Here is a 23,537-nt window from a genome sequence, read left to right as displayed (position 1 = left end):
CTCAGTTGCCGGCGGGGCGCATCGACATGGCGTAGGTTTCCTCGTCGTTGCGTGCAATGACCTCGACGTTTCGGCGGGACGCCCAGATGTTCACCTGGTGATGCAGAGGGATGATGGCATGGTCGCGCATGGCGATGCGGGTCGCCTGGCGATACAGCTCCTCCCGCTGCGGCGTGTCGATGGTGGTCAGCGCCTGTTCCAGGATGCGGTCGAACTCCGCGCTGGAATACATGGAGCGGTTGGAGATGCCACGTCCGCGTTCCCGGTTCTGCGTCGCGATCAGCGCCGCCATCGGGCTGTCCGGCTCGCCGGTGCCGGTGCCCCAGCCGGAGAGGCCGATGGGGAATTCGTTGCGGGCGGAACGGCTGAAATAGACGTTGGACGGCATGGCCTGCACATCCGCCCGCACGCCGATGCGCGCCCACATCTGCGCCACCGCCTGGATGATCTGTTCGTCATTCACGTAGCGGTTGTTCGGACCCGCCAGCATCACGCGGAAACCATTGGGGAAGCCGGCATCCCGCAGCAATTGCTGCGCGCGGGCCGGGTTGAAGGCGGCGGGCTTCAGTGTGGGGTCATGCCCCATGACGCCTTCCGCCAGGAATTGGCCGGAGGCCGATGCATGGCCGCCCATCACCCGGCTGACGATGGCGTCGCGGTTGATGGCGATGGACAGCGCTTCCCGCACGCGGTTGTCGCGCAGCGGGCTGCGTTCCAGCTTCTCTCCATTCGGGCCGGAGACGCCGGGCGAGTCGTCGCGCTGGTGATCGAGATAGAGGTAGATGTTGCGCAGCGCGGGGCGGCTGGCGATGCGGATGTTCTGGTCGTTCTTCAGCATGTCCACGTCGCGCGTGGAAACGGCATCGATCGCCTGCACGTCGCCCGCGCGCAGCGCGGCGATGCGGGACGCATCATTGGCGATGATGCGGTAATTCACCCGTGCCCAGGGCTGCGCCGGACCCCACCAATTGGCGTTGCGCTCCATCACGGCCTCGCTGCCCGGGGTGTAGGTAACAAGGCGATAGGGGCCGGTGCCCAGCGCGGCGCGGCCGTTGTTGAAATCGGCCGTATCGATATCCGTGCCGAATTGCCGGCTGATGATGGAAATGCCGCTCATCAGGTTCGGCAGCAGCGGGTTCGGGGCGGCGGTGTGCATGCGGATCGTATGCGCATCCACCACCTCCAGCCGCTGCACCTGGCGGGTGTAGATGGTGAAGCTGCCGGGGCTGTTCCGCACATTCGGCACGCGCGCGAAGGTGGAGACGATGTCCTCCGCCGTGAAGGGCGAGCCGTCATGGAAGGTGACGCCCTGGCGCAGCTTGAATTCCCAGACGGTCGGGCTGACCGAGGTCCAGGATTCCGCCAGGCCGGGGCGCAGGCGGAAATCCTCATCCGTGCCGACCAGCCGCTCGAAGACGTGCTTGTTCAGCGCATTGTTCGGAGTCAGCGTGTGGTAGTGCGGATCCATCGAGGTGAAGGCGCCGCCGACACCGATCGTCAGCGTCTGCGCCATCACGCCTGTGGCACCCAATGCCAGAAAGGTTGCGGCCAGCAGGGTCTTGCGCATGGATGTCTCCCCGGACATGCTCGTGACGCGCATCGTATTGTCCGTACAATGCGGCTGCAACCACCTTGTCATGCGCCCGGGAGGAAAGTTACCGATGGATTTGCTCGTCACCGATGCAGTCATCGTCACCCAGGATGCAGACCGCACGATTCATGAGCGGGCGGCGATCGCGATCCGCGGGGACCGGATTGCCGATATCGGGCCGACCGCCCAGCTGGAAGCCGCGCATCCGGAGCTGCCCCGCATGGCCGGCCGCGGCAAGGCGGTGCTGCCGGGCTTCGTCAATGCGCATACGCATACGATCCTGACGGTGCTGCGGGCCACGGTGGAGGATTGGTCCGGCAACGCCGTCTACGGCTACATGTCGCCGGTGTCCTACACGATGACGCCGCATGAGCGGGCCGTGATGGGCATGCTGGGCATCGTCGAGGGCATCCGTTCCGGCACCACCACCTTCGTCGATCCCTTCCGCCACGTGCCGGACTATGCCGACGCGATGGCATCCCTGCGCGTGCGCCTGGTGCTCAGCGAGAATTGTGCCGATGTGAACACGCTGAAGATCCGCCATGGCGACTGGTCGAAGGATCCGGCCTTCGGCGAGGGCTTTCTCGAACGCACGCGGGCGGGCATCGAACGCTTCCACAACACGCATGACGGCCGCCTGCAGATCCAGATCGCGGCGCATGCGACGGACAATTGCACGCCCGAATACCTGGAGAAGCTGACGGAACTCGCGCGCCAGCACAACATGCCGCGCACCATCCACCTGGCGCAGTCGGTGGAGGAGATCCGCGTGATCCGGGAGAAGTACGATTGCACCCCGGCGGAGTATCTGGCGCGCCATGGCTGGGCGGAGCCCGATGTGGTCGGCGCGCATTGGACCTATCTGACGGAGCGCGACATCGCCCTTCTGGGCGAGCGTGGCATGCAGATGGTGCATTGCCCGGCCAACGGGTCGCGCCGCGGCCCGCATCCGGTGCTGGCGAAATCCATCCGCCGCGCGGGCATCAACATCTGCTTCGGCACCGACAACATGACGGAGGACATGTTCCACGCCATGAAGATCGGCCTGATCGTGCATCGTGGTGCGGAGAACCAGCAGGGCACCGATCCGCAGCCGGAGGACATTTTTGACAGTTGCAACCGCAACGGTGCACGCAGCATCGGTCGGCTGGACGACATCGGCAGCCTGGAAATCGGCAAGAAGGCCGACCTCACCTTCCTCAACCTGAACACGCCGGCGCTGCGGCCGGTGACGAACCTGATCGGCAATATCGTTCATTACGGGCATCCGGGCACCGTCGAATCCGTGATGGTGGATGGCGAGTTCGTTCTGCGGGACGGCAAGGTGCTGGTGACGGATGAACAGGCGCTGCTGGAGGAAGCGCAGGCGGTGACCAAGGCGGTCTGGGCGCGGATGCTGGCGAACAATCCGGACCTGCCGCCGCCGCGCAAGCTCAACTGGCTGGATGTGTGAGGCCGCGACCATGAAGAAGATGCATCTTGTCGCCTATATGAAGACCGGGCCGAGTGCCAGCTACCCGGGAAGCTGGCGCCACCCGACGGCGACGCTGCACGACCTGTTCGAACCCTCCCGCTACGAGCACATCGCCCGCGTTCTGGAAGCCGCCTGTTTCGACGCCTGCTTCTTCGCCGATGGCCTCGGCCTGCCGGACAACTACAAGAACCACTTTGCCGATTATGCCGGGCGCGGCGGGCAGACCAGCATGCTGGACCCGATGGTGGTGCTGCCGCTGATGGCGCGGGTGACAAAGCATCTCGGCCTCGGCGCCACGCTCTCCACCACCTTCCACAATCCCTACAACCTGGCGCGCGCGCTGGGCTCGCTGGATCTGCTCAGCAAGGGGCGCGTGGCCTGGAATGTCGTGACCACGGCGCGGGAATTCGAGGCGCAGAATTGCGGGCCGGAATCGTTGCCGCCGAAGGACACGCGCTACGATCGCGCGGATGAGATTCTCGAAGCCTGTTTCGCGCTCTGGGATGGCTGGGACGAGGATGCGCTGGTTCTCGACAAGGCCAGCGGTGTCTTCGCCGATGCGACGAAGATCCGCTATGCGAATTATGTCGGCCAACACGTCTCCTCCCGCGGTCCGCTTTCCATTCCGCGCAGCCCGCAGGGGCGGCCCGTCATCATGCAGGCCGGGTCTTCCGAACGCGGGCGAACCTTCGCGGCGCGATGGGCGGAGATGATCTTCTGCTCCCCGGCGACCAAATCCGCCGCCGTCGCCTATCGCAGCGATATCCGTGCGCGCATGGAAGCGATCGGTCGCAACCCCGATGAATGCGCCGTGTTGCCCACGCTGCAACTTGTGATCGGGGAGACGGAGTCGATCGCGAAAGAGAAGGCGGAGCTCTACGCCTCCCTCGCCGATCCGGAGTTGGTGCTCGCCGCCAGTTCCTGGGCCGTTGCCGCCGATCTCAGCCTGCTGGAGACGCCGGAGGCGATCGAGGGCCAGGGCGGCAACCAGGGTGTGCAGGGCCATCGCGACCGCATGATGCAGGTGGCCAAGGCCAAGGGCATCAGCTTTGCCGAGGCGGTGCGCCGCCCACGCGACCTGACCGCCGGCACGCCCAGCATGATCGCCGATATCATCGAGGATTGGTTCAGGTCAGGCGCCTGCGACGGCTTCATCCTGCCGCCCACCACCTGGCCCACGAGCTTCGAGGAATTCGGCACCATGGTGGTGCCGGAGCTGCAACGCCGTGGCCTGTTCCGCACAGCCTATGCCGGGTCTACCTTGCGGGAGAATCTGCACAATCCCGGGTGAGGAACACGATCGATGAAGTACCGCAATCTGGGCCGCAGTGGCCTGCGCGTCTCGCCGCTGTGCCTCGGCGCCATGATGTTTGGCGGTGCGACGGATGAGCCGACCAGCCGCCGAATCATCGACACGGCGCGCGGCCAGGGAATCAACTTCATCGACACGGCCGACGCCTATAACGGCGGCGCGTCGGAGGAGGTGGTGGGCCGCGCCATCGCCGCGGATCGCGCCTGGTGGGTGCTGGCGACGAAGCTCGCCAATCCGGTGATGCCGGGGCCGAATGGCGGCGGGCTATCGCGGCTGCACATCATGCTGGCCGTGGATGCCTCTCTGAAGCGGCTGGGCGCCGACTGCATCGATATCCTCTACTGGCACAAGGAGGATCACGGCACGCCGCTGGCGGAGGCTGTGCACGCCATGGCGGACCTGATCCGTGCCGGGAAGATCCGCTATTTCGGCGTGTCGAACCACCGCGCCTGGCGCGTGGCGGAGATCTGCCGGCTGTGTGACCTGGCAGGTATCGACCGGCCGGTGGTCAGCCAGCCGCTGTACAATGCGCTGAACCGGATGGTGGAGGTGGAGCATCTGCCCGCCTGCGCGCATCTCGGCCTTGGCGTGTTTCCCTATTCGCCGCTGGCGCGTGGCGTGCTGACCGGCAAGTACAGGCTGGATGCGGCACCGCCCGAGGGCACGCGCGCCGCGCGCCAGGACAAGCGTATGATGGAGACGGAGTGGCGCCCGGAAAGCCTGCGTATCGCGGCGGAGATGGCGGCGGCCGCGGCGGAGCGCGGCATCTCGCCGGGCCAGTTCGCGCTGGCCTGGCTGCTGAACAACAGGCTGGTCACCGGCGCCATCGTCGGCCCGCGGACGGAGGCGCATTGGGCGGATTATGTCGGCGCGTTGGACTATCGTTTCACGACGGAGGATGAGGCGCTGGTCGATGGGCTGGTCGCGGCCGGCCATCCCTCGACGCCCGGCTACAACGATCCGGCCTATCCGCTGGAAGGCCGCATTCCGCGCTGAGGCCTACCGCGCCCGCCAGCCCTGCGTCAGCCGGTTCACCGCGCCGGTCGTCGCGATCTGCGCAAGCTTGACCGAGGCCGTGATGGCCAGAATGGTCACCGCCATCGCGGCCGCGGCGCTGGACTGCCCGGCCTCATCCATGTGCACCACGGCGACGGAGGCCGGCTTGGTGTCCGGGCCGTAGAGGAAGATCACGGCGGAGACCGTGGTCATGACATTGACGAAGGCATAGACGGCGATGTCGAGGATCGCCGGCAGGCAGATCGGCACCGTCACCCGCCCGAAGGTCACCACGGCCGGCACCTTCAGCGAGGCGCCGACCGATTCGAATTCCGGATCGAGCTGGCGGATCGCCGTGACCGCCGTCAGGTGCATCACGGTGTAGAAATGCACCACGCCGTTCAGCACCAGGATCGCCAGGGTGCCGTACAGAAAGCCGAGCGGATTGGCCGGGTGGTTGAAGAACAGGATGAAGGCGAGGCCGAGCACCAGCCCGGGCACGGCCAGCGGCACCCCGGCGATGAAGCGCACGGCGCTCGCCAAGGCCCCGCCCGGCGCGCCACGTTCCAGCAGCCAGGCGGTGCCGAAGATCAGCGCGGTGCCGACGATCGCGGCCGTGGCGGCGATGCGCACGGAATTCCAAAGTGCCGCCCAGCCGGAGGTGTCGAAACGGTCGAAATCGTAGTTCTGCAGCGTCAGGTTGAGGTTGTAGGGCCAGAAGGTGACCAGCGACCCCCAGACCGCCACCGCCACCAATCCGACCAGCGCCACCGCCACCAGCAGGCACAGCGCCAGCAGCGGCAGGTCGCGCGCCCGGCGCGGCCGGGGCACATAGGGCACGGCGCGGCCCGACAGCAGGCCGCTGCGCTGCCGGTTGGCCCAGCGATCCGCGGCGAAGGCGAGCAGGGCCGGCAGCAGCAGCACCAGCCCGACCACCGCGCCCATGTTGAAATTCTGCAGCCCGACGACCTGCTTGTAGACATCCGTCGCCAGCACCGGGAACTGCCCGCCGATCACCTTCGGAATGCCGAAATCCGTGACCACCAGCGTGAAGACGACGACGCTGGCGGAGACCAACCCATAACGCGCCATCGGCAGCGTCACCGTGCCGAAGATGCGGAGGTGGCCGGCGCGCAGCACCGTCGCCGCCTCATACAGCCGCGCATCCGACGTGGACAGCGCCACCACCAGGATCAGCGCTGCGTGCGGGAAGCAGTAGAAGACCTGCGCCACGATGATGCCGATGGGACCATAGATGCTGTTGCCGAACAGCAGTTCGCGCAGCATGCCCTGATTGCCGAACAGATAGATCAGCGCGAGTGCCGGCAGCAGCGACGGCGCCAGCACCGGCAGCAGCATCACCGCGCGGAAGAAGCCCTTGGCGGGGATGCAGGCACGCGTCAGGGCATAGGCGAAGCCAAAGGCCAGCGGCACCACCAGCAGCGTGGTCAGCGCGGCGGTCCAGAGGCTGTTCCAGGCGGCCAGGCGCAGGCTCGGCGTGGTGGCGTATTCGGCGAAGTTGCGCAGGCCGACGAAGCTGCCCTCCGGGTCCTGGAAGGCGCGCAGCAGCAGCGTGCCGAGCGGCAGCACCAGCCCCGCCACCAGCACGGCCAGCGCCAGCAGCAGCCCGAAGCGCAGCAACCGTGCCTCCAGCGGCACCACCACCGGGGATGGGGCGCGCGCCGGCAGGACCGCGTCAGACATGTCGCGGGAAGACCATCAGCCGTTCAGCCGGCAGGGCGGCCAGCAGCACCTCGCCGATGGCAGGTGCCACGCTGGGGTTCACATCCGCCTCCAGTTGCAGGCGGCCGACCTGCAGCGTCACGCGGCAGACGGGCCCCAGGAACTCCTGGTGCATCACGCGCGCGGCGAAATGCCCCTCCAGCGCTGTGGCGCTGGGGCCGAGCGCCACATCCTCCGGCCGGATGAACGCCTGCACCGGTGTGCCGTACAGCATCTTCCGCGCGCCGAGGCAGGGCAGTGTGATCCCATCCGCCAGCAGCGTGCCGGGGGAGGCATCCACCACCGCATCGAAATGGCTGGCATGGCCGACGAAGCCGGCGACGAAGGCGCTGGCCGGGTGGCGATAGATGGTCTCCGGCGTGCCGATCTGCTCGATATGGCCGCGGGACATGACGACGATGCGGTCGGAGACGCCCATCGCCTCCTCCTGGTCATGCGTCACCATCACAGTGGTCACGCCGAGCCGGCGTTGCAGCGCGCGCAATTCCTGCCGCAGATGCAGCCGGACCTGGGCATCGAGGGCCGAGAGCGGCTCATCCAGCAGCAGCAGGCCGGGTTCCGCGGCCAGGGCACGGGCGAGCGCCACGCGCTGCTGCTGGCCACCTGAAAGCTGCGCCGGATATTTTTTTGCGTGTTCCGAAAGGCCGACCAGGCTCAGCAGTTCGGCCACGCGGTGCGTGCGGCGCGCCGTGGGCCAGGCGCGGCCGCGCAGGCCGTAGCCGACATTCTCGTTCACGCTGAGGTTCGGAAACAGTGCGTAGGATTGGAAGACAATCCCGAAATCCCGCGCCGCCGGCGGCAGGAAGGTGATGTCCCGCCCGTCCTGCAGAATGCGCCCGCTGGTCGCGGGATCAAGCCCGGCGATGGCGCGCAGCAGCGTGGTCTTGCCGCAGCCGGAGGGGCCGAGGAAGCAGACGAATTCCCCCGCCGCCACCGTCAGGCTGGCGCGTTCCAGCGCGATGGTGGTGCCGAAATGCTTCGACACCTGTTCCACCACCAGATAGGGCGGCGCTGCAACCGCGGCGGCCGCGGCCGACGCCACGGCCAGTTCCGCACTCATCAGTTGCGCGGCGCCGACTTGCTGTCGAAGCGGCTGGCCCATTCGCGTAGGATCGCGTCGCGGCGCAGCGCCACATCGCGGAAATTCTGCTCGACCAGGCGCTGCTCGAACTCGGCCGGGTAGTTCTGCACGCTGGGCTGCACGCCGGGCAGGGCGACCAGCGCGTAGTAGCGGCCATAGAGCTCCATCGCCGGGCGGCTGACGGCGAAGTCGGCCAGGCGCTTCGCCGCTTCCATGTTGCGGCTGCCACGCAGGATGGCGGTCGCCTCCAGATCGAAGCCGACACCGTCGGTCGGCACGATGATCTCGATCGGCGCGCCCTGGTTGCGCAGGGTCACGGCGCGCATGTCGAAGGAGATGCCCAGGCCGTATTCGCCGCGCGCGGCGTTGTTGCAGGGGGCGCTGCCGCTGTGCGTGTAGACCTGGATGTTCTGGTGCAGCCCGGTCATGTAGGTCCAGGCCGCGTCATTGCCCTGGGCGCCGAGCCAGCCGGCGACGCTGAGGAAGCCGGTGCCGGAGGAGGCCGGGTTCGGCATGACGACATGGCCGCGATAGACCGGGTTCAGCAGGTCGGCCCAGGTGCTGGGCCGCGGCAGGTTGCGCTGCTGCGCCACCACCGTGTTGAAGCAGATGGCCGAGACGAAGGCATCCATGCCGGTCCAGGTCATCGGGCTGCGGTCGGAGCGGAAGTTCGGCCGCAGCGCCTCGGCGCCCTGCGGCGTATAGGGCTCCAGCATGTTCTGCGCTTCCATCTGGAGCAGCGAGAACACCGAGAGGCCCCAGACCATGTCGGCGCGCGGATTCTCGCGCTCGGCGATCAGGCGGGCGGTCATGATGCCGGTGGAATCGCGCACCCAGGCGATCTCGATGGAGGGTACCGCGGCCTCGGCGGCGCGCTTGAAGGGGGCGAGCTGCTCATTCTCCAGCGCCGTGTAGACGGTCAGGCGGGTGCGCTGCTGCGCCTCGGCGGCGGGCGGCAGCAGGGTGCAGGCCAGCGCGACGGCGGTGGCGGTCAGGGTGCGGCGGTACATGGTGGCGGCTCCGGGCGTTCCGCGCGGCTTGATGGCGCAGCCGGAACGGGCCGTCACGTGACGGTTTCATGGCGCTTGCGGCTAGAGTTGCGCCAGTTCCTCCGCCAGCCAGGGCCGGGCGGTCAGGGTGCGGCGCAGATAGTGGTTCCAGCGCAGCGCCAGCACCTTGTCGGAGAGCAGGAAGCGCTTGGCCTCCGCCGCCGCCGTCGCGTCATCCACCTGTTGCAGCGGGCGGCCGCAGGCGGCGGCCATGGCGCCGAGCTGGATGCGGCAGGCCTCGTCCAGCATGATGGCGCAGTGGACAGCCTCCCGGATGTTGCGGCCGACCAGCAGCGCGCCGTGATTGGCCAGCAGCAGAGCGCGGCGCGGGCCGAGCGCCTGGGCCATCTCCACGCCGGTCTCCTCGGTATCGACGATGCCGCCATATTCGGCGTGCAGCGTGCAGTCGCCCTGGAACATCAGCGCGCTCTGGAACAGCGGCAGCAGGTTCTGGCCGGTGGCGGTCAGCATCACCGCATGCGGGCTGTGGGTGTGGATGACGCAGTTCACATCCGGCCGCGCGGCATAGAGGCCGGTATGGATGACGAGCGACGGGTTGATGCGGCCGGGGCCGGAAAGGACGCGCAGCGCCATGTCGGCATTGTGGAGGTCGGCGGCGCGCACCTCCTCGAACCCCTGGCCATAGCCATGGCACCAGAAGCTGTCGCCACCGGGCGCCCGCGCCGTCAGATGGCCGGCGATCCCGGCATTCTGACCATGCACATCGAGGATGTGATAGGCGGCGAGCAGCTCGCGCTTCAGCTCATCCATGCTGCAACTCAGGAATGCGGTTGGCGCCTTCGGCGATGCGCAGGCAGGCGGCCTGGTGCGCGGTGTCGCCATGAACGGGGCGCAGCTCCGGCGCATGCCGTCGGCAATCCGGCACCGCGACCGGGCAGCGACTCGCAAAATGGCAGCCGGGGGGCAGGTTGATGGGGGAGGGGACCTCCCCCTCCAGCACATGCCGGCGCAGCACCGCCATGGGGTCCGCCGGCAGATGCGCGGACATCAACGCCTGCGAATAGGGATGCGCCGGCTCGGCAAAGACCTGGGCGGCGGGCGCGTATTCCACGACGCCGCCGAGATACAGAACCATGATGCGGTCCGAAATCAGCTTCACCGTGCCCAGGTCGTGGCTGATGAACATCATCGCCGCCCCGGTTTCCGCCTTCAGCTCCGCCAGCAATTCCAGGATTCCGGCGCGCACGGACAGATCCAGCGAGCTGGTCGGCTCGTCCAGCACGATCAGCTTCGGATTGGTCGCGATGGCGCGTGCGATGCAGACGCGCTGCAACTGGCCGCCCGAGAGTTCGGAGGGGTAGCGCGTCAGCAGTTCCGTTGTCAGCCGCACGCGGCGCGCCAGATGTTCCGCCCGGTCCTGGCGCTCGCCGCGCGGCAGCTTTGTGTGCAGCAGCAGGGGTTCGGCGATCAGATCGCCGATGCGGATGCGCGGGTTCAGCGCGCTCCAGGGGTCCTGAAACACCATCTGCATCTCGGACCGCAGCGGGCGGCAGGCGGATTCGGGCAGGCGGGTGATGTCCCGCCCCTGGAAACGCACCTGGCCGCCATCGGGCTTCAGCAGCCGGATGACGGCGCGGCCGATGGTGGACTTGCCGGAGCCGCTTTCGCCCACGACGCCGAGCGTCTCGCCGGCATTGATGGTGAAGGAGACGCCGTTGACGGCATGGACGGTGCGACCGCCCTGCGCCGGGAAGCGCTTCTCCAGCCCTTCGACCTCAAGCACCGGCGTCATGCCGCCACCCGGTGGCAGCGCGCGATGTGGCCCGCGCCCAGCGCCACATCCGGCGGCGAGGTGGCGCAATCGGCACCCGCCTGTGGGCAGCGGTCGCGATAGGCGCAACCCTCCGGCAGGCGGAACAGGTTCGGGGGCGGCCCGCCGACCGTGCGCGCACCGCCGAGCTTCAGGCGTTCCGGCGTCGCGCCGATCAGGTTCGCGGTATAGGGGTGGGCGGGATGGGCAAAAACCTGCCGCACCGGGCCGCTTTCCACGATGGTGCCGGCATACATCACCGCCATCTCGTCGCAGTAATGCGCCACCACGCCCAGGTCATGGGTGATGATGATGGCGCCGATGCCGGTGCGCCGCACCAGGTCCCGCAGCAGGTCCAGGATCTGCGCCTGCACCGTCACATCCAGCCCGGTCGTCGGCTCATCCGCGATCAGCAGGCGAGGCTCGTTCATCAGGGCCAGCGCGATCAGCACGCGCTGCGCCATGCCGCCCGAGAGTTCATGCGGCCAGGCCTGCATGCGCCGCGACGGGTCCGGAATGCCGAGCGAGGCCAGCATCTGCACCGCCCTTTCCCGCGCCTGCCGCTCACTGGCCTTGCGATGCGCGCGATGGATGCGGATGAGCTGGTCGCCGATGCGGCTGAGCGGGTCCAGCGAGGATTTCGGGCTTTGCACCACCAGCGCCATGTCGCGGCCGCGCAACGCGTTGATCTCGGCCTCCGGCATGGCCAGCAGGTCGCGCCCCTCGAACAGCGCGCGGCCGCCGACGACTCGGGCGGGTGGGCGCAGCAGGCCCATGATGGAGGTGGCGGTCAGCGATTTGCCGGCGCCGGTTTCCCCCACCAGCCCCAGGATGCGCCCGGCATCGAGCGAGAAGGACACGCCGTTCAGTGCGCGTGCGGTGCGGATCTGGTTGTCCAGGTCACGCGAGATGAAGTGGGTGTGCAGGTCTTCGACCGAAAGCAGTGTCACCGTGTGGCCGCCTTCCGGCGCGGGTCGAGCATGTCCTGCATCCCGTCGCCCAGCATGTTCAGCCCCAGCACCATCAGGATCAGCGCGACGCCCGGGAAAATGCCGACCCACCATTGGCCGGTGACGAGGTATTCGGCGCCCTGGCGGATCATCGCACCCCATTCCGGCGTCGGCGGCTGGATGCCGACGCCGAGGAAGGCCAGCGTCGCGGAAATCCGCACCGCCCAGGCCGCCCGCACCGCGGTCTGCGCCATGGCGCCCTGGATGGCATTGGGCAGGATGTGGACGAACAGAATGCGCCAGGTCGGATTGCCGGCGGAGACCGCCGATTCAACGAAGGTGGAACCCCGCAGCGCGATCACCTCCGCCCGCACGACCCGGGCAAAGACGGGGCTGTCCAGGAAGCCGATGACCAGAACCACGTTCAGCAGCGACGGCCCCGCAGCGGCGACCACGGCGAGTGCCAGGATGATCGAAGGAAAAACCCGCAGCGCGTCGAAGCCGCGCATCATGATCTCATCCGGCCAGCCACCCCGATAGCCGGTGTACAAACCGAGCGGCACACCCACCACCAGCCCGACCAGCACGGCGGGGATGGCAATACCAAAAGCCCAGCCCGCGCCGGCGATGACGCGGGAGAGCACATCCATCCCATTGCCGTCGGTGCCGAAGGGATGCGCCCCACCCGGCGCCGCCAGCACATTGCGCGCATCCGCCTGCACCGGGTCGAAGGGCGCGATCCAGGGCGCCAGCAGGGCCATCAGCGCGAAGCCGAACAGGATCGCCGCGCCTATGGCAAGCGTGGGGCTGCGCCGGGTGATGCCAGCGAGGCGGCGCGCCCAGCGCGGCGCCGGGGCCAAAGTCGCGCTCATGGCGTGGCCCCCGCACGCGGCTCGGTCAGCATCACGAAGACATCGACGGCGAGGAAAACCAGCACGGAGAACAGCGCCAGCACCAGCACATAGCCCTGCACCACCGCGAAATCCCCGGCGATGATGGCCGACAGCCCATATTGCCCGAGGCCGCCCCAGGCGAAGACGTATTCGATGAGGGAGGTGGTGCCCACCAGCCCGGTGATTTCCGTGCCGATGAAGGTCACCACCGGCGTCATGCTGTTGCGCAGCGCCATGGCGCGGATCTGCCCATGCGGCAGGCCCTGCGCGCGGGCGTAGCGGATGTAGTCGGAGGCCAGCACCTCCAGCGCGATGGCCCGCGTCTGCTTGATGATCGGCGCCGCGGAAATGATCGCCACGCAGAGCACCGGCAGCACCAATTGGCTGAAGGCCGACCCCGCCGCTTCCCAGTCCGCAGCCAACAGCCCGTCGATCAGGTAGCTGCCGGTGATGCGGTCCGGCGGCGTGAGGAACAGGTCGATGCGCCCCATCCCCGGCGGTGCCCAGCCGAGCAGGTAGAAGAAGACGAACAGCATGATGAGGCCGAGCCAGTAGGTCGGCACGGAAAAGCCCAGCAGCGACAGGAAGCGCGTCGTCTGGTCGAAGCTGCCATCGGGGCGGAAGGCGGCGCGCAGCCCGGCGGGAATGCCGATGCCGGCGCCGATCAGCACGCCCCAGAACATCAGCTCGATCGTCGCCGGCGCGCGGTCGAGGATCTCGGCCAGCACCGGGCGGTTGCTGAGCCAGCTGTTGCCCAGGTCCCCCTGCAGCACCTTGCCCATATAGACGCCGAACTGCACCCAGATCGGCTGGTCCAGGGCGAGGGAGGCGCGGACCAGCGCGATTTCCTCCGTCGTCGCGGTGGGGCCGGCGAGCAGGCCCACGGGATCGCCGCCGCTGATCCGCACCAGCAGGAAGGTGAACAGCAGGATCACCGCCAACAACGGCACGACGAGGATGATTCGTCGTGCGAGCAGCCCGGCCATCAGCCCACCTTCAGATCGTACCAGCGCTCGTGGTCGTCCGGATGCGGGCACCAGCCGGAGATATTGGGCGCCATCGCCTCCCATACGCTGGGATAGACGGTGGCGATCCAGGGTGCCTCCTCCATCCACAGAGCCTGGGCCTGGCGCATCAGCTCGTTGCGCCGTGGCACGTCCAGGCTCTGCCGCGCCTCGTCGATCAGCGCATCCATGCGCGGATCGGCGAAGCGGGCGCGGTTGGACACGCCGCGGGAATGCGCCAGCAGGAAGGTGGTGTAGACCGGGTCGAGCACGATCGGCCCGTCCTCGAAGGCGAACATCGGCATGTCCTGCCGCGCCGGGGCGCCGCGCGCGCGCATGTCGCTGTCGCTGATCCGCACCGCCCGCGCCTTCACACCGATGGCCTGGAGCTGGGAGGCCACCTGGATGGACAGCGCCTCCTCCCAGTTGAAGATCTGGCTGTAGAGAATCTCGATCTCCTGGCTGAAGTCGAAATTCGCCTGTGCCAGAAGTGCCTTCGCCCGATCCGGATTGTAGTCGTAGTTGAAGGCGCTGGGGTCGTAGCCGGCGACGATGGGCGGGATGATGGAGCGTGCCTGCTCGGCGAGGCCGAAATACACGCCCTGGATCAGCGCCTGCTTGTCCACCGCGTAGTTCAGCGCCTGCCGCACCAGCTTGTTGTCGAAGGGCGCGAAGCGCAGGTTCATGCGGATGGAGGAGATGGTGCGGCCGAAGCTGTCCTGCGTCTTCACCCGCCGGTCGGCGCGCAGTTCCGCCACCTGCTGCAGCAGCGGCCGGTGGATCCAATGCACCTGGCCGCTGCGCAGCAGGGTGATGCGCGACGCGGCGGATGGCACGGCGCGGAAGATCACCCGGTTGAAATGCGGCTCCTCGCGGAAGTAGTTCGGATTGGCCACGAAGACGGCCTGTTCGCCGGAACGCAGGCTGTCCAGGTGATAGGCGCCGAAGCCTGCGGTATGGGTCTCCATCCACTTCAGGCCCCAGGGGTCCTCGGCGGTGACGTGCTTCTTCACCTCCGTGCTGTCGTATATGCCCGGCACATACAGCGTCAGGGCGGAGAGCAGGATCAGGCTGGGGGCGGAGAGCGTGTACTCCACCTCGTAGCGGGATGTCGCCTTCACCGCCGTGACATTGGCGACATTGGCGATGAAATTGCCGGTGCGACGCTGGGCGAAGGACTTGGCCCAGCTCCATTCCACATCCGCCGCCGTCAGCTCGTTGCCATAGGCGCTTTTCACGCCCTGGCGCAGCTTGAACACCCAGCTCTTGCCGTCCTCCGAGCTGGTCCAGCTTTCCGCCAGATGGCCCTCGATGACATCGGGGTTGAGGTAGGGCCGGCCGTCGCGGGTGGTGCGGCCGTAGCGGGTCAGGCCCTCATAGCATTGCACCACGACTTCCTGGGTGCCGGGGCGCAGCGCATCGCCCTCGAACCCCTCCGGCGCGCCGGGGGCGGCCAGCAGCAGGGTGCGGCCGCCGCGCTGGGCCAGCACCGCCGGGGCGCCGAGCGTGGTGCCGGCGGCGAGCGCCGCGGTGCCGAGCAGAAGGTCGCGCCGTTCGATGGTCATCAATTTGGTCCCTCATTCGCCCCGCGCGCATTGACACCGCACTCGACAAAGATTTCAAGCCTGGGATGCAAGTGCCCTTCCAGGGGCGCATCAGGCAGAGGGGCTCCCCATGCACGACCTGGTCATTCGCGGCGGTACCATCGTGGACGGCACCGGACAGCCCGCCTTCACCGGGGACGTCGCCATCGATGGCGACCGCATCACCCAGGTGGGCGGCAAGGCCGGCCCGGCGAAGCGCGACGTGCCGGCCGAGGGTCGCCTCGTCACGCCGGGCTGGGTCGATGTGCATACGCATTACGATGGCCAGGCCACCTGGGACCCGGTGCTCGCCCCCAGCGTCTGGCATGGCGCCACCACGGTGCTGTTCGGCAATTGCGGCGTCGGCTTCGCGCCCGTCCGCAAGCGCGACCACAAGGCGCTGATCGACCTGATGGAAGGGGTGGAGGACATCCCCGGCATCACCCTGACCGAAGGGCTGAAGTGGAACTGGGAGAGTTTTCCCGAATATCTCGACGTGCTCGGCTCCATGCCGCGCACCATCGATATCGGCGCCCAGATCGCCCACCACCCGCTGCGGGTCTATGTGATGGGCGAGCGCGGCCTGAACCGGGAGGCCGCCAAGGCCGAGGACATGGAGGAGATGGCGACGCTGACGGAGCATGCGCTCCGCGCCGGCGCCTTCGGCTTCACCACCTCCCGCACCGACCAGCACAAGACGCCGACCGGCGACCTGGTGCCCGGCCGCTATGCCGAGGAGAAGGAGTTGCTGGCGATCGGCCGCGCCATGGGCCGCGCCGGCCGCGGCACCTTCGGCATGCTGTCCGACTTCGAGGATGAGGCGGCGGATTTCCGCTGGATGCGTGAGCTTTCGACGATTTCCGGCCGCCCGGTCTGGTTCCTGCTGACGGACCGCAACTACGACCCGCAGCGCTGGCGCCGGCTGATGAGCAATGTGAATGCGGCGCGCGCCGATGGCCTGCCGCTGTCCGCCCAGGTGGCTTGCCGTCCGGTCGGGCTGATTTTGGGCCTGACGACGTCCCTGAACCCCTTCGCCCTGCGCGAAGGCTTTCATGAACTGGCCGCGCTGCCGCCGAAGGAGCAGTTGGCAAAGCTGCGGGAGCCGGCAATCCGGGCCAAGATTCTGGCCGAGGAGGCCTCGGAGCGGCTGCTGCATGTGGTGCCGCCGCTGTCCCGACAGATCGCGACGCGCTGGGACAATATGTTCGCCCTTGGCGATCCGCCGGATTACGAGCCGCCGCCGGAGCGTTCCATCGCGGCGCTGGCCGCCAAGGCCGGGCAGGACCCCGCCGCCTTCTGCTACGACTACCTGACCGCCGATGATGGCGGGCGGATGCTGTATTTCCCGGTGGTGAACTATGTCGGCGGCGACCTTTCCGTCGTGCGCGACATGATGGTGCACCCGCATACGGTGAACGGCCTGTCCGATGGCGGCGCGCATTGCGGCGTGATTTGCGACGCCTCCATGCCCAGCTTCATGCTGACGCATTGGGTGCGCGACCGGGCGCGCGGCGATCGCGTCTCCCTGGAATTCGCGGTGAAGCGGCAGACCAGCGAGACGGCGGATTTCTTCGGCATGACGGATCGCGGGCGGCTTCAGGTCGGCAAGAAGGCCGATGTGAACGTCATCGATTTCGACGCGCTGCGCCTGCACCATCCGGAAATGATCTACGACCTGCCGGCCGGCGGCCGCCGCCTGGTGCAGCGGGTGGAGGGCTACGACATGACGATCGTGTCGGGCCAGCCGATCATGGAGCGGGGGCAGGAGACGGGCGCGCGCCCGGGACAACTGGTGCGCGCGACCCGGTAGTCCGAATGGCCGGAAGCAGCGCTTCCGGCCTTTTGCTCAGCCCTCGGATTCGTCCGGCTCGGCCGCCGTGCAGATCATCGCCTCGGTCGTCATCAACAAGCCGGCGACGGAGGCCGCGTGCTGCAAGGCGGCACGCACCACCTTGGTCGGGTCGATGATGCCGGCCGCGACCAGGTCCTTGTGCTCGCCGGCCTGGGCGTCGTAGCCCCAGCTCGGGTCCGGATTGCGCAGCACGTCGCCGGCCACCACGGCCCCATCCTCGCCGGCATTGGTGGCGATCTGCCGCAGCGGTGCGGAGACGGCGCGGCGGACGATCTCGATGCCGAACTTCTGGTCGGCATCCTCGGCATTCAGGCTGGCCAGGATCAGGCTGGCGCGCAGCAGCGCGACGCCGCCACCGGGGACGATGCCTTCCTCGACCGCGGCGCGGGTCGCATGCAGCGCGTCCTCGACGCGGTCCTTGCGTTCCTTCACCTCGACCTCGGTATTGCCGCCGACCTTGATGACGGCGACGCCGCCGGCCAGCTTGGCGAGCCGCTCCTGCAGCTTCTCCTTGTCGTAATCCGAGGTGGTATCCTCGATCTGCGCCTTGATCTGGGCGATGCGCGCCTGGATCGCGTCCTTCTCGCCGGCACCATCGACGATGGTGGTGGTTTCCTTCTCGATCCGCACGCGCTTGGCGGTGCCGAGCATCTCGAGCGTCACATTCTCCAGCTTCATGCCGAGATCCTCGGAGATCACCTGCGCGCCGGTCAGCGCTGCGATGTCCTCGAGCATCGCCTTGCGACGGTCACCGAAGCCCGGCGCCTTCACGGCCGCCACCTTCAGCCCGCCGCGCAGCTTGTTCACCACCAGGGTGGCCAGCGTCTCGCCCTCGATATCCTCGGCGATGATCAGCAGCGGGCGGCTGGATTGCGCGACGGCTTCCAGCAGCGGCAGGAAGGTCTGCAGCGCGGAGAGCTTCTTCTCGCAGATCAGGATGTAGGGGGCTTCCAGCTCCACCGCCATCTTCTCGGCATTGGTGATGAAGTAGGGCGAGAGATAGCCGCGGTCGAACTGCATGCCATCGACGATCTCCAGCTCGGTGGCGGCGATCTTGCCTTCCTCGATGGTGATGACGCCTTCCTTGCCGACCTTGGTCATCGCTTCCGCGATCATCCGGCCGATCTCGGCCTCTCCATTGGCGGAGACGGTGCCGACCTGGGCGATCTCGGCCTCGCTGGCAATCGGGCGGCTGCGCGCGGCGAGCTCCGCCACCAGCGCGACCACGGCGGCATCGACGCCGCGCTTCAGGCCCATCGGGCTCATGCCGGCGGCGACCGCCTGCATGCCTTCGCGGGCTATGGCCTGCGCCAGGACGATGGCGGTGGTGGTGCCGTCGCCGGCGATGTCCTTGGTCTTGGAGGCGACTTCCCGCACAAGCTGCGCGCCCATGTTCTCCATGCGGTCGGGCAGCTCGATCTCCATGGCGACGGAAACGCCGTCCTTGGTGATGCGCGGCGCGCCCCAGCTCTTGGCCAGCAGCACGTTGCGGCCCTTGGGGCCGAGCGTGACCTTCACGGATTGGGCGAGAACATCCACGCCGCGCAGCATCCGCTTGCGGGCATCGGCGCCGAAGCGCACGTCTTTGGCTGGCATTTTTTCGATCCTTGTTGGGCGCATGGCCCGGCTGAGCGAGGCACGGCGTGCGGCCCTGCGGCCGCGGGCATCAGGCCTTCAGGACGCCCAGCAGGTCGGATTCCTTCAGGATCAGCAGATCCTCACCGTCGATCTTGATCTCGGTGCCGGACCATTTGCCGAACAGCACGCGGTCGCCGGCCTTCACATCCAGCGGGACCAGATGGCCATTGGCGTGGATCGCGCCCGGTCCGGCGGCGATGATCTCGCCTTCCTGCGGCTTCTCCTGCGCGGTGTCGGGAATGATGATCCCGCCGCGGGTCTTTTCCTCGGCCGCGACGCGACGCAGCAGGACGCGGTCCTGCAAGGGGCGGAAGCTCATGGTGGGGTTTCTTTCGCGGATGTCGCGCCCCGGTCGGGGGCAGCCGCGCGGGCTGGCACTCGGCCCCTCGGAGTGCCAGCAATATCGGGCGGCCGGGGGTCCGTTGCAAGGTGAAACCGTCCCGCCGGTCGGTTTCAGGCAGCGGCTTCAGGCGATGGCGGCGGCCAGCACGGGGGCCAGCCGCAGCGCCCAGGCCTCGATCCCGGCCGGATCGGCCAGAAGATCCTGCCGCACCTCGATCAGCGCGGCGGGAATGCCACGGGCATCGCCATGCACCGGCACGGTGTAGTCCTCGGCCAGTTCGATCCGGTAGGGTTCGTTGTCGCCCACGGTCAGTGCCGGGTCCTGCCGCAGCCCTGCGATCAGGGCGGCGCCGAAGACGGTGGCCTCGCCATACAGCACGCCGGCCTGCCAGGGGCGGGGAATGCCATGGAATACCGGCGTGAAGCTGTGCACGCCGAGGATGAAGCGGGTCGGCTGCGCATCCAGGAACTGCGCGATGCGGTGCTGGAAGGGCCAGAAGTAGTCGTCCTGCCGCTGCGCCACCTGCGCCGGCGTCAGCCCCTGGTTGCCCGGGATGTCGGTGGCCTCGCTGCGCCGTGGGATGCTGCTGGGCACGCCGGGTGGGCGGTTGCAGTCGATCAGCAGGCGCGAAGTGCCGGACAGGAACAGCGGCGCATCCAGCAGCGCGGCGAGCCGCCCGGCCAGGGCCGCCGCGCCGATGTCCCAGGCGATGTGCCGCCGCAATTCCTCCAGCGGCAGGCCCAGGCCCGCGAAGCCTTCCGGGATGTGGTTGCTGGCGTGTTCGCAGACCAACACGAGGGGAGAGCTGCCGCCCTCATTCACCACGCTGACGGCAGGCACCATCTCAGCCGGTGACCTCATCCGTGAAGACCTGGAAGTCGGCCAGGGTGCAGGGGCCGAAGGTGGTGGCGATGGCCACATCGGTGGCATCGCGCCCGCGTGCCATCAGGATGCGACCGATGCGCGGCATGTTGTTGCGCGCGTCGAAGGTGTGCCAGGCGCCGTCCAGATACACCTCGAACCATGCGGCGAAATCCATCGGGCCATAGGGCGGCGGCATGCCGATATCGCCCAGATAGCCGGTGCAGTAGCGGGCAGGGATATTGACGCAGCGGCACAGTGTGACCGCGAGATGCGCGAAGTCGCGGCAGACGCCGACCTGTTCCTGATGCGCGTCATGCGCGCTGCGGGTGGCGCTCGCCCGCTGATAGTCGAACTTGATGTGGTTGTGCGCATAGTCGCAGATGGCCTGCACCCGCGCCCAGCCTTCCGGCCCCTGGCCGAACTGCGCCCAGGCGAAATTGCCCAGCTTGTCCGTATCGCAGTAGCGACTGCCCAGCAGATAGACCAGCGCGTCGTCGGGCAGGTCCTCCACCCGGTGCTGCCGTGCTTCGGGATGCACCGGGTCCGTCAACCCGCTGTCCTGCACCAGGAAGTTGGTGCGGATCACCAGCCGCCCGGTGGGGGCGACGATGCGGGTGCAGGTATTGCCGAAGCCGTCCTGATAGTCGTGATGCGGGATCGGCGGATTGAAGCTGATCTCATGCGGTCCGATCAGGTCCGGCGCGCGGGAGGGATGCGGGTTCACCATCAGCAGCATCGGCGTCGGCTGCGGGCAGTCATAGGTTATCTGGCAGCCGGCGCGGATGCGCATGGAGAAATCCTTCGCGGAGGGGGTGCAATGGCAGGAACGAAATGACTCCGCCAGGGTTCCTCATAATGAACGGTTCAGCCCAAGGTGGACAGTGCCTTGTTCCGGCTCCACCATGACGTGCCCCAATGCCCAGCAAGCCCACCTCCCGCGTTCCGGCCTCCGCTCCACACGACCCGGTCGCACCGCCGCGCAGGGGCGCTTTGGTCCGCGGGACGGAGCGTGGCATGCCGGCCGTGCTGCGCATCGGCTTCCTGCTGCTGCCCGGCTTCGCGCTGCTGTCCTATGGCTGCGCGGTGGAGCCCTTCCGTGCCGCCAACGACCTGGCCGGCACCAAACTCTATGAATGGGTGCACATCTCGCCGGATGGGCTGCCGGTGCGGGCCTCCAATGGCGTGGGCATCATGGCGGACCAGGGATTGGCGCGGCCGGGGCAGATCGACCTGCTGTTCGTCTGCGCCGGTGGCAATCCCGCGGAATTCGAGCATCCCGCGACGCTCGCCTGGCTGCGGGCGGAAGCCGCGCGCGGCATCCGCATCGGCGGCATTTCCGGCGGGGCCTATATCCTGGCGCGCGCCGGGCTGCTCCAGGGCTACCGCTGCACGGCGCATTGGGACTACGTGCCGGCGATGGCCGAGCGTTTCCCTGGCCTGACCGTGACCGGCGCGCTTTTTGAGGTGGACCGGGATCGTTGCACCTGCTCCGGCGGCACCGCGGCGCTCGACATGATGCTGGCGCTGATCGAGGCGGCGCAGGGCCGGCCCCTGGCCCGCGCGGTGGCTGAGTGGTTCCTGCACACCCGGCCGCGGGCGGGGGACGAGCCGCAGCGGATGGGCCTGCCGGAACGCTACGACACCAACCACCCCAGCCTGCTGGCGGCGCTGGAACAGATGGAGCGCGCCATCGAGGACCCGCTGCCGCGCGAGGCGCTGGCGACCAGCGCCGGCCTTTCGGTACGGCAGTTGGAAAGGCTGTTCCGCGGCCATCTGGGCCTGACCATCGGCGCGCATTACCTGGGCCTTCGGCTCGATCATGCGCGGCGGCTGTTGCGGCAGACCGCGCTCTCGGTGCTTCAGGTGGCGATGGCCTGCGGCTTCGTCAGCGCGGCGCATTTCTCGCGGGCCTATGCGGCGCGCTTCGGGCGATCGCCGCGGCAGGACCGGCGTGGCGAGGTCACCGCTGCCCGTCCCAGGCGCTGATCGCCGCCTGCGTCAGCCCGCCGACGCGCGCATGCGGGCGGCCGCCGGTGGTCATGGCCAGCGCGAACAGGATTTCGTCCGGCCGCGGCGCATCCGGCACGGTCGCGGTGATGCCGTCGAAATGGCTGCGGACATAGGCGGCGTTGCGGTGGTGGATCGGCAGGTCCAGCATGGCGCCCATCGGCCCGACCTTGGTCATGGAGGGCACGATGGACAGCGCCTGGCCGAGCAGCCCGCGCATCGCATAGCCGCCGGCCACATGCCACAGCGCGCCGTGCTCCAACTCCCCGGCCGCGCCGACCAGGCCGCCCTTGCCATAGGCCTCAATCCGCGCCGGGTCGCCGCCGAGGCCGGCCAGCAGCCTTTCCGCGACCATCAGGCCGATCGGCTTCATCGCCTCCATCATCCACATCAGATCGGACTCATGCCGTCCGGCGAAGGGGTTTTTGAGGATGACGGCGCACCAGCCCTTCAGGATGGGCGTGGTCAGCGGTGGGCCGCCGTCGTGGCGAACTTCCTCGACGCAAAGCACCGTCTTCCGGATTTCGAGTGTCTGGGTCATGGGCGGGATTCCGTCAGCAGGGGGAAGGGAATGCCGGCCATGCGGAACCGGCCGCCGAGGCGCAGTGCGGCAGCGCGGATCAGGCCGGCCCGACAGCAGGATTCGGCGAAGGCGGCGCCGGATTCGAGGGCCGTGTCGATCTCGATCGCGGTGAGCGGGCCGACCTCCACCGTCACCAGCCGCGCGCCAAGGTCACTGTCCAGGTCGAGCGCGCAGGCGGGATGGCGGGCGATGGCGGGGCTCACCACATCCACCGCATTCGCGATCAGCGTCGCCGCCACATCCGCCGCCGCGGCGGTGGGGGCCAGCACCGTGACGGCATCGGCGATGCCCAGCGAGAAGGATCGGCCATGCCGGCCGGAGGTGGCGATGCCGCCAATGCCATCCACCGCGCGCAGATGCAGCGCGCCATCGAACGCGCCGCCGGGGTTGGCGGCCATGCCGATATCCAGGCCATCCCCGGCCAGCACGGCGATATCGCCGCCATCATTGACGAAGGCGCGGGTGAGGTCCGGCGCGGCGTGGCGCATCGCCGCCAGCAACGCATCCGCCACCGCGCCCGCCACCGCCGCCATCGGCGTGACGAAGACGCCGCGCGCGGAATAGGGCAGGCAGGCGGCGTGCATCGTCCGCGCGATGGCGCCACATGGCGGCGTGGCGGCATCGGTGGCGCGGCGCAGCAGCGGCAATTCGGCCACCAACTCGTCCAGCGCAGTGTCGAACCGCGCGATGGCGGCGGCCTCCGCCGCGGCGACGGCATCGGGCGGCCCCCAGGCGCGCAGCACGATGTCGATCGGGCCGTGCTGAAGATGCAGCCGATCCCCGGTCAGGCGCTGCACGCTCGG

At 68.4% G+C, this 23,537-nt stretch carries 21 protein-coding genes; 5 read left to right on the top strand and 16 right to left on the bottom strand.

The window, feature by feature from the left end; translation table 11 throughout:
* Nucleotide 1: 1 nt before the first annotated feature.
* Nucleotides 2-1,567 carry an ABC transporter substrate-binding protein gene (locus JJQ90_RS11015; RefSeq protein WP_216875334.1) on the bottom strand — a complete coding sequence of 522 codons (1,566 nt, stop codon included), beginning with the start codon at nucleotides 1,565-1,567 and terminating at the stop codon, nucleotides 2-4.
* Nucleotides 1,568-1,661: 94 nt separating this feature from the next.
* Between JJQ90_RS11015 and JJQ90_RS11010 the strand changes: the two genes are divergently transcribed.
* Genes JJQ90_RS11010 through JJQ90_RS11000 form a run of 3 tightly spaced genes read left to right on the top strand, consistent with a single transcriptional unit; the run spans nucleotide 1,662 to nucleotide 5,373 of the window.
* Entirely contained in the window at nucleotides 1,662-3,044 is a 1,383-nt protein-coding gene (locus JJQ90_RS11010) for an amidohydrolase family protein (protein ID WP_216875332.1), read from the top strand.
* Nucleotides 3,045-3,054: 10 nt separating this feature from the next.
* Nucleotides 3,055-4,356, top strand: a complete 1,302-nt coding sequence (locus JJQ90_RS11005) for an NtaA/DmoA family FMN-dependent monooxygenase (protein ID WP_216875330.1) — start codon at nucleotides 3,055-3,057, stop codon at nucleotides 4,354-4,356.
* 12 nt (nucleotides 4,357-4,368) lie between these two features.
* Nucleotides 4,369-5,373: an aldo/keto reductase gene (locus JJQ90_RS11000; protein WP_216875328.1), complete on the top strand. Its 1,005-nt coding sequence runs from the start codon at nucleotides 4,369-4,371 to the stop codon at nucleotides 5,371-5,373.
* A 3-nt stretch (nucleotides 5,374-5,376) separates the two neighbouring features.
* Here JJQ90_RS11000 and JJQ90_RS10995 read toward each other — a convergent pair whose 3' ends face one another.
* The 9 genes from JJQ90_RS10995 to JJQ90_RS10955 are packed head-to-tail and all read right to left on the bottom strand — an operon-like array spanning nucleotide 5,377 to nucleotide 15,429.
* On the bottom strand, nucleotides 5,377-7,077 hold the full coding sequence (locus JJQ90_RS10995; protein WP_216875326.1) for a putative 2-aminoethylphosphonate ABC transporter permease subunit: 1,701 nt from the start codon (nucleotides 7,075-7,077) through the stop codon (nucleotides 5,377-5,379).
* Nucleotides 7,070-8,176, bottom strand: coding sequence for an ATP-binding cassette domain-containing protein (locus JJQ90_RS10990; RefSeq protein ID WP_230410588.1), 1,107 nt, complete (start codon nucleotides 8,174-8,176; stop codon nucleotides 7,070-7,072). Before JJQ90_RS10990 ends, JJQ90_RS10995 begins: the two co-directional genes overlap by 8 nt.
* The gene (locus tag JJQ90_RS10985) at nucleotides 8,176-9,264 is read right to left on the bottom strand and encodes a putative 2-aminoethylphosphonate ABC transporter substrate-binding protein (protein WP_329959427.1); all 1,089 of its coding nucleotides are present in this window, start codon (nucleotides 9,262-9,264) and stop codon (nucleotides 8,176-8,178) included. Before JJQ90_RS10985 ends, JJQ90_RS10990 begins: the two co-directional genes overlap by 1 nt.
* Nucleotides 9,265-9,288: 24 nt before the next feature.
* Nucleotides 9,289-10,017, bottom strand: coding sequence for a class II aldolase/adducin family protein (locus JJQ90_RS10980; protein WP_216875323.1), 729 nt, complete (start codon nucleotides 10,015-10,017; stop codon nucleotides 9,289-9,291).
* Nucleotides 10,010-10,999 (bottom strand): ABC transporter ATP-binding protein, encoded by a 990-nt coding sequence (locus JJQ90_RS10975; protein WP_216875321.1) that lies wholly within the window; start codon nucleotides 10,997-10,999, stop codon nucleotides 10,010-10,012. Before JJQ90_RS10975 ends, JJQ90_RS10980 begins: the two co-directional genes overlap by 8 nt.
* The gene (locus JJQ90_RS10970) at nucleotides 10,996-11,967 is read right to left on the bottom strand and encodes an ABC transporter ATP-binding protein (RefSeq protein ID WP_216875320.1); all 972 of its coding nucleotides are present in this window, start codon (nucleotides 11,965-11,967) and stop codon (nucleotides 10,996-10,998) included. Before JJQ90_RS10970 ends, JJQ90_RS10975 begins: the two co-directional genes overlap by 4 nt.
* Nucleotides 11,964-12,839, bottom strand: a complete 876-nt coding sequence (locus JJQ90_RS10965) for an ABC transporter permease (protein WP_216875319.1) — start codon at nucleotides 12,837-12,839, stop codon at nucleotides 11,964-11,966. Before JJQ90_RS10965 ends, JJQ90_RS10970 begins: the two co-directional genes overlap by 4 nt.
* The gene (locus JJQ90_RS10960; RefSeq protein ID WP_216875318.1) at nucleotides 12,836-13,846 is read right to left on the bottom strand and encodes an ABC transporter permease; all 1,011 of its coding nucleotides are present in this window, start codon (nucleotides 13,844-13,846) and stop codon (nucleotides 12,836-12,838) included. Before JJQ90_RS10960 ends, JJQ90_RS10965 begins: the two co-directional genes overlap by 4 nt.
* Nucleotides 13,846-15,429, bottom strand: coding sequence for an ABC transporter substrate-binding protein (locus tag JJQ90_RS10955; RefSeq protein WP_216875317.1), 1,584 nt, complete (start codon nucleotides 15,427-15,429; stop codon nucleotides 13,846-13,848). The genes JJQ90_RS10960 and JJQ90_RS10955 overlap by 1 nt, the downstream gene beginning before the upstream one ends.
* 109 nt (nucleotides 15,430-15,538) lie before the next feature.
* Here JJQ90_RS10955 and JJQ90_RS10950 point away from each other — a divergent pair, with 109 nt between their 5' ends.
* Nucleotides 15,539-17,257 carry an N-acyl-D-amino-acid deacylase family protein gene (locus JJQ90_RS10950; protein WP_216875314.1) on the top strand — a complete coding sequence of 573 codons (1,719 nt, stop codon included), beginning with the start codon at nucleotides 15,539-15,541 and terminating at the stop codon, nucleotides 17,255-17,257.
* Nucleotides 17,258-17,293: 36 nt separating this feature from the next.
* Here JJQ90_RS10950 and groL read toward each other — a convergent pair whose 3' ends face one another.
* The 4 genes from groL to JJQ90_RS10930 form a co-directional block, all read right to left on the bottom strand.
* Nucleotides 17,294-18,895, bottom strand: coding sequence for a chaperonin GroEL (gene groL / locus JJQ90_RS10945; protein ID WP_216875311.1), 1,602 nt, complete (start codon nucleotides 18,893-18,895; stop codon nucleotides 17,294-17,296).
* Nucleotides 18,896-18,965: 70 nt separating this feature from the next.
* Complete coding sequence (gene groES, locus JJQ90_RS10940; protein ID WP_216875309.1) at nucleotides 18,966-19,256, bottom strand: co-chaperone GroES; 291 nt, start codon at nucleotides 19,254-19,256, stop codon at nucleotides 18,966-18,968.
* Nucleotides 19,257-19,403: 147 nt separating this feature from the next.
* Complete coding sequence (locus JJQ90_RS10935; protein WP_216875307.1) at nucleotides 19,404-20,123, bottom strand: N-formylglutamate amidohydrolase; 720 nt, start codon at nucleotides 20,121-20,123, stop codon at nucleotides 19,404-19,406.
* 1 nt (nucleotide 20,124) lies between these two features.
* Nucleotides 20,125-20,934, bottom strand: coding sequence for a transglutaminase-like domain-containing protein (locus tag JJQ90_RS10930; RefSeq protein WP_216875306.1), 810 nt, complete (start codon nucleotides 20,932-20,934; stop codon nucleotides 20,125-20,127).
* Between the two features lie 224 nt (nucleotides 20,935-21,158).
* Between JJQ90_RS10930 and JJQ90_RS10925 the strand changes: the two genes are divergently transcribed.
* Complete coding sequence (locus JJQ90_RS10925; protein ID WP_216875303.1) at nucleotides 21,159-22,130, top strand: GlxA family transcriptional regulator; 972 nt, start codon at nucleotides 21,159-21,161, stop codon at nucleotides 22,128-22,130.
* Here JJQ90_RS10925 and JJQ90_RS10920 read toward each other — a convergent pair.
* Nucleotides 22,105-22,692, bottom strand: a complete 588-nt coding sequence (locus JJQ90_RS10920; protein WP_216875300.1) for an amino acid synthesis family protein — start codon at nucleotides 22,690-22,692, stop codon at nucleotides 22,105-22,107. The two genes, JJQ90_RS10925 and JJQ90_RS10920, sit on opposite strands and share 26 nt — an antisense overlap.
* The gene (locus tag JJQ90_RS10915; RefSeq protein ID WP_457851883.1) at nucleotides 22,689-23,531 is read right to left on the bottom strand and encodes a UPF0280 family protein; all 843 of its coding nucleotides are present in this window, start codon (nucleotides 23,529-23,531) and stop codon (nucleotides 22,689-22,691) included. The genes JJQ90_RS10920 and JJQ90_RS10915 overlap by 4 nt, the downstream gene beginning before the upstream one ends.
* Nucleotides 23,532-23,537 lie beyond the last annotated feature (6 nt).

This window comes from Falsiroseomonas oleicola (genome assembly GCF_019029495.1).
Classification (GTDB): Bacteria; Pseudomonadota; Alphaproteobacteria; order Acetobacterales; family Acetobacteraceae; genus Falsiroseomonas; species Falsiroseomonas oleicola.
The sequence above is the reverse complement of the archived record's forward strand: the minus strand, read 5'-3'. Positions and strand labels throughout refer to the sequence as shown.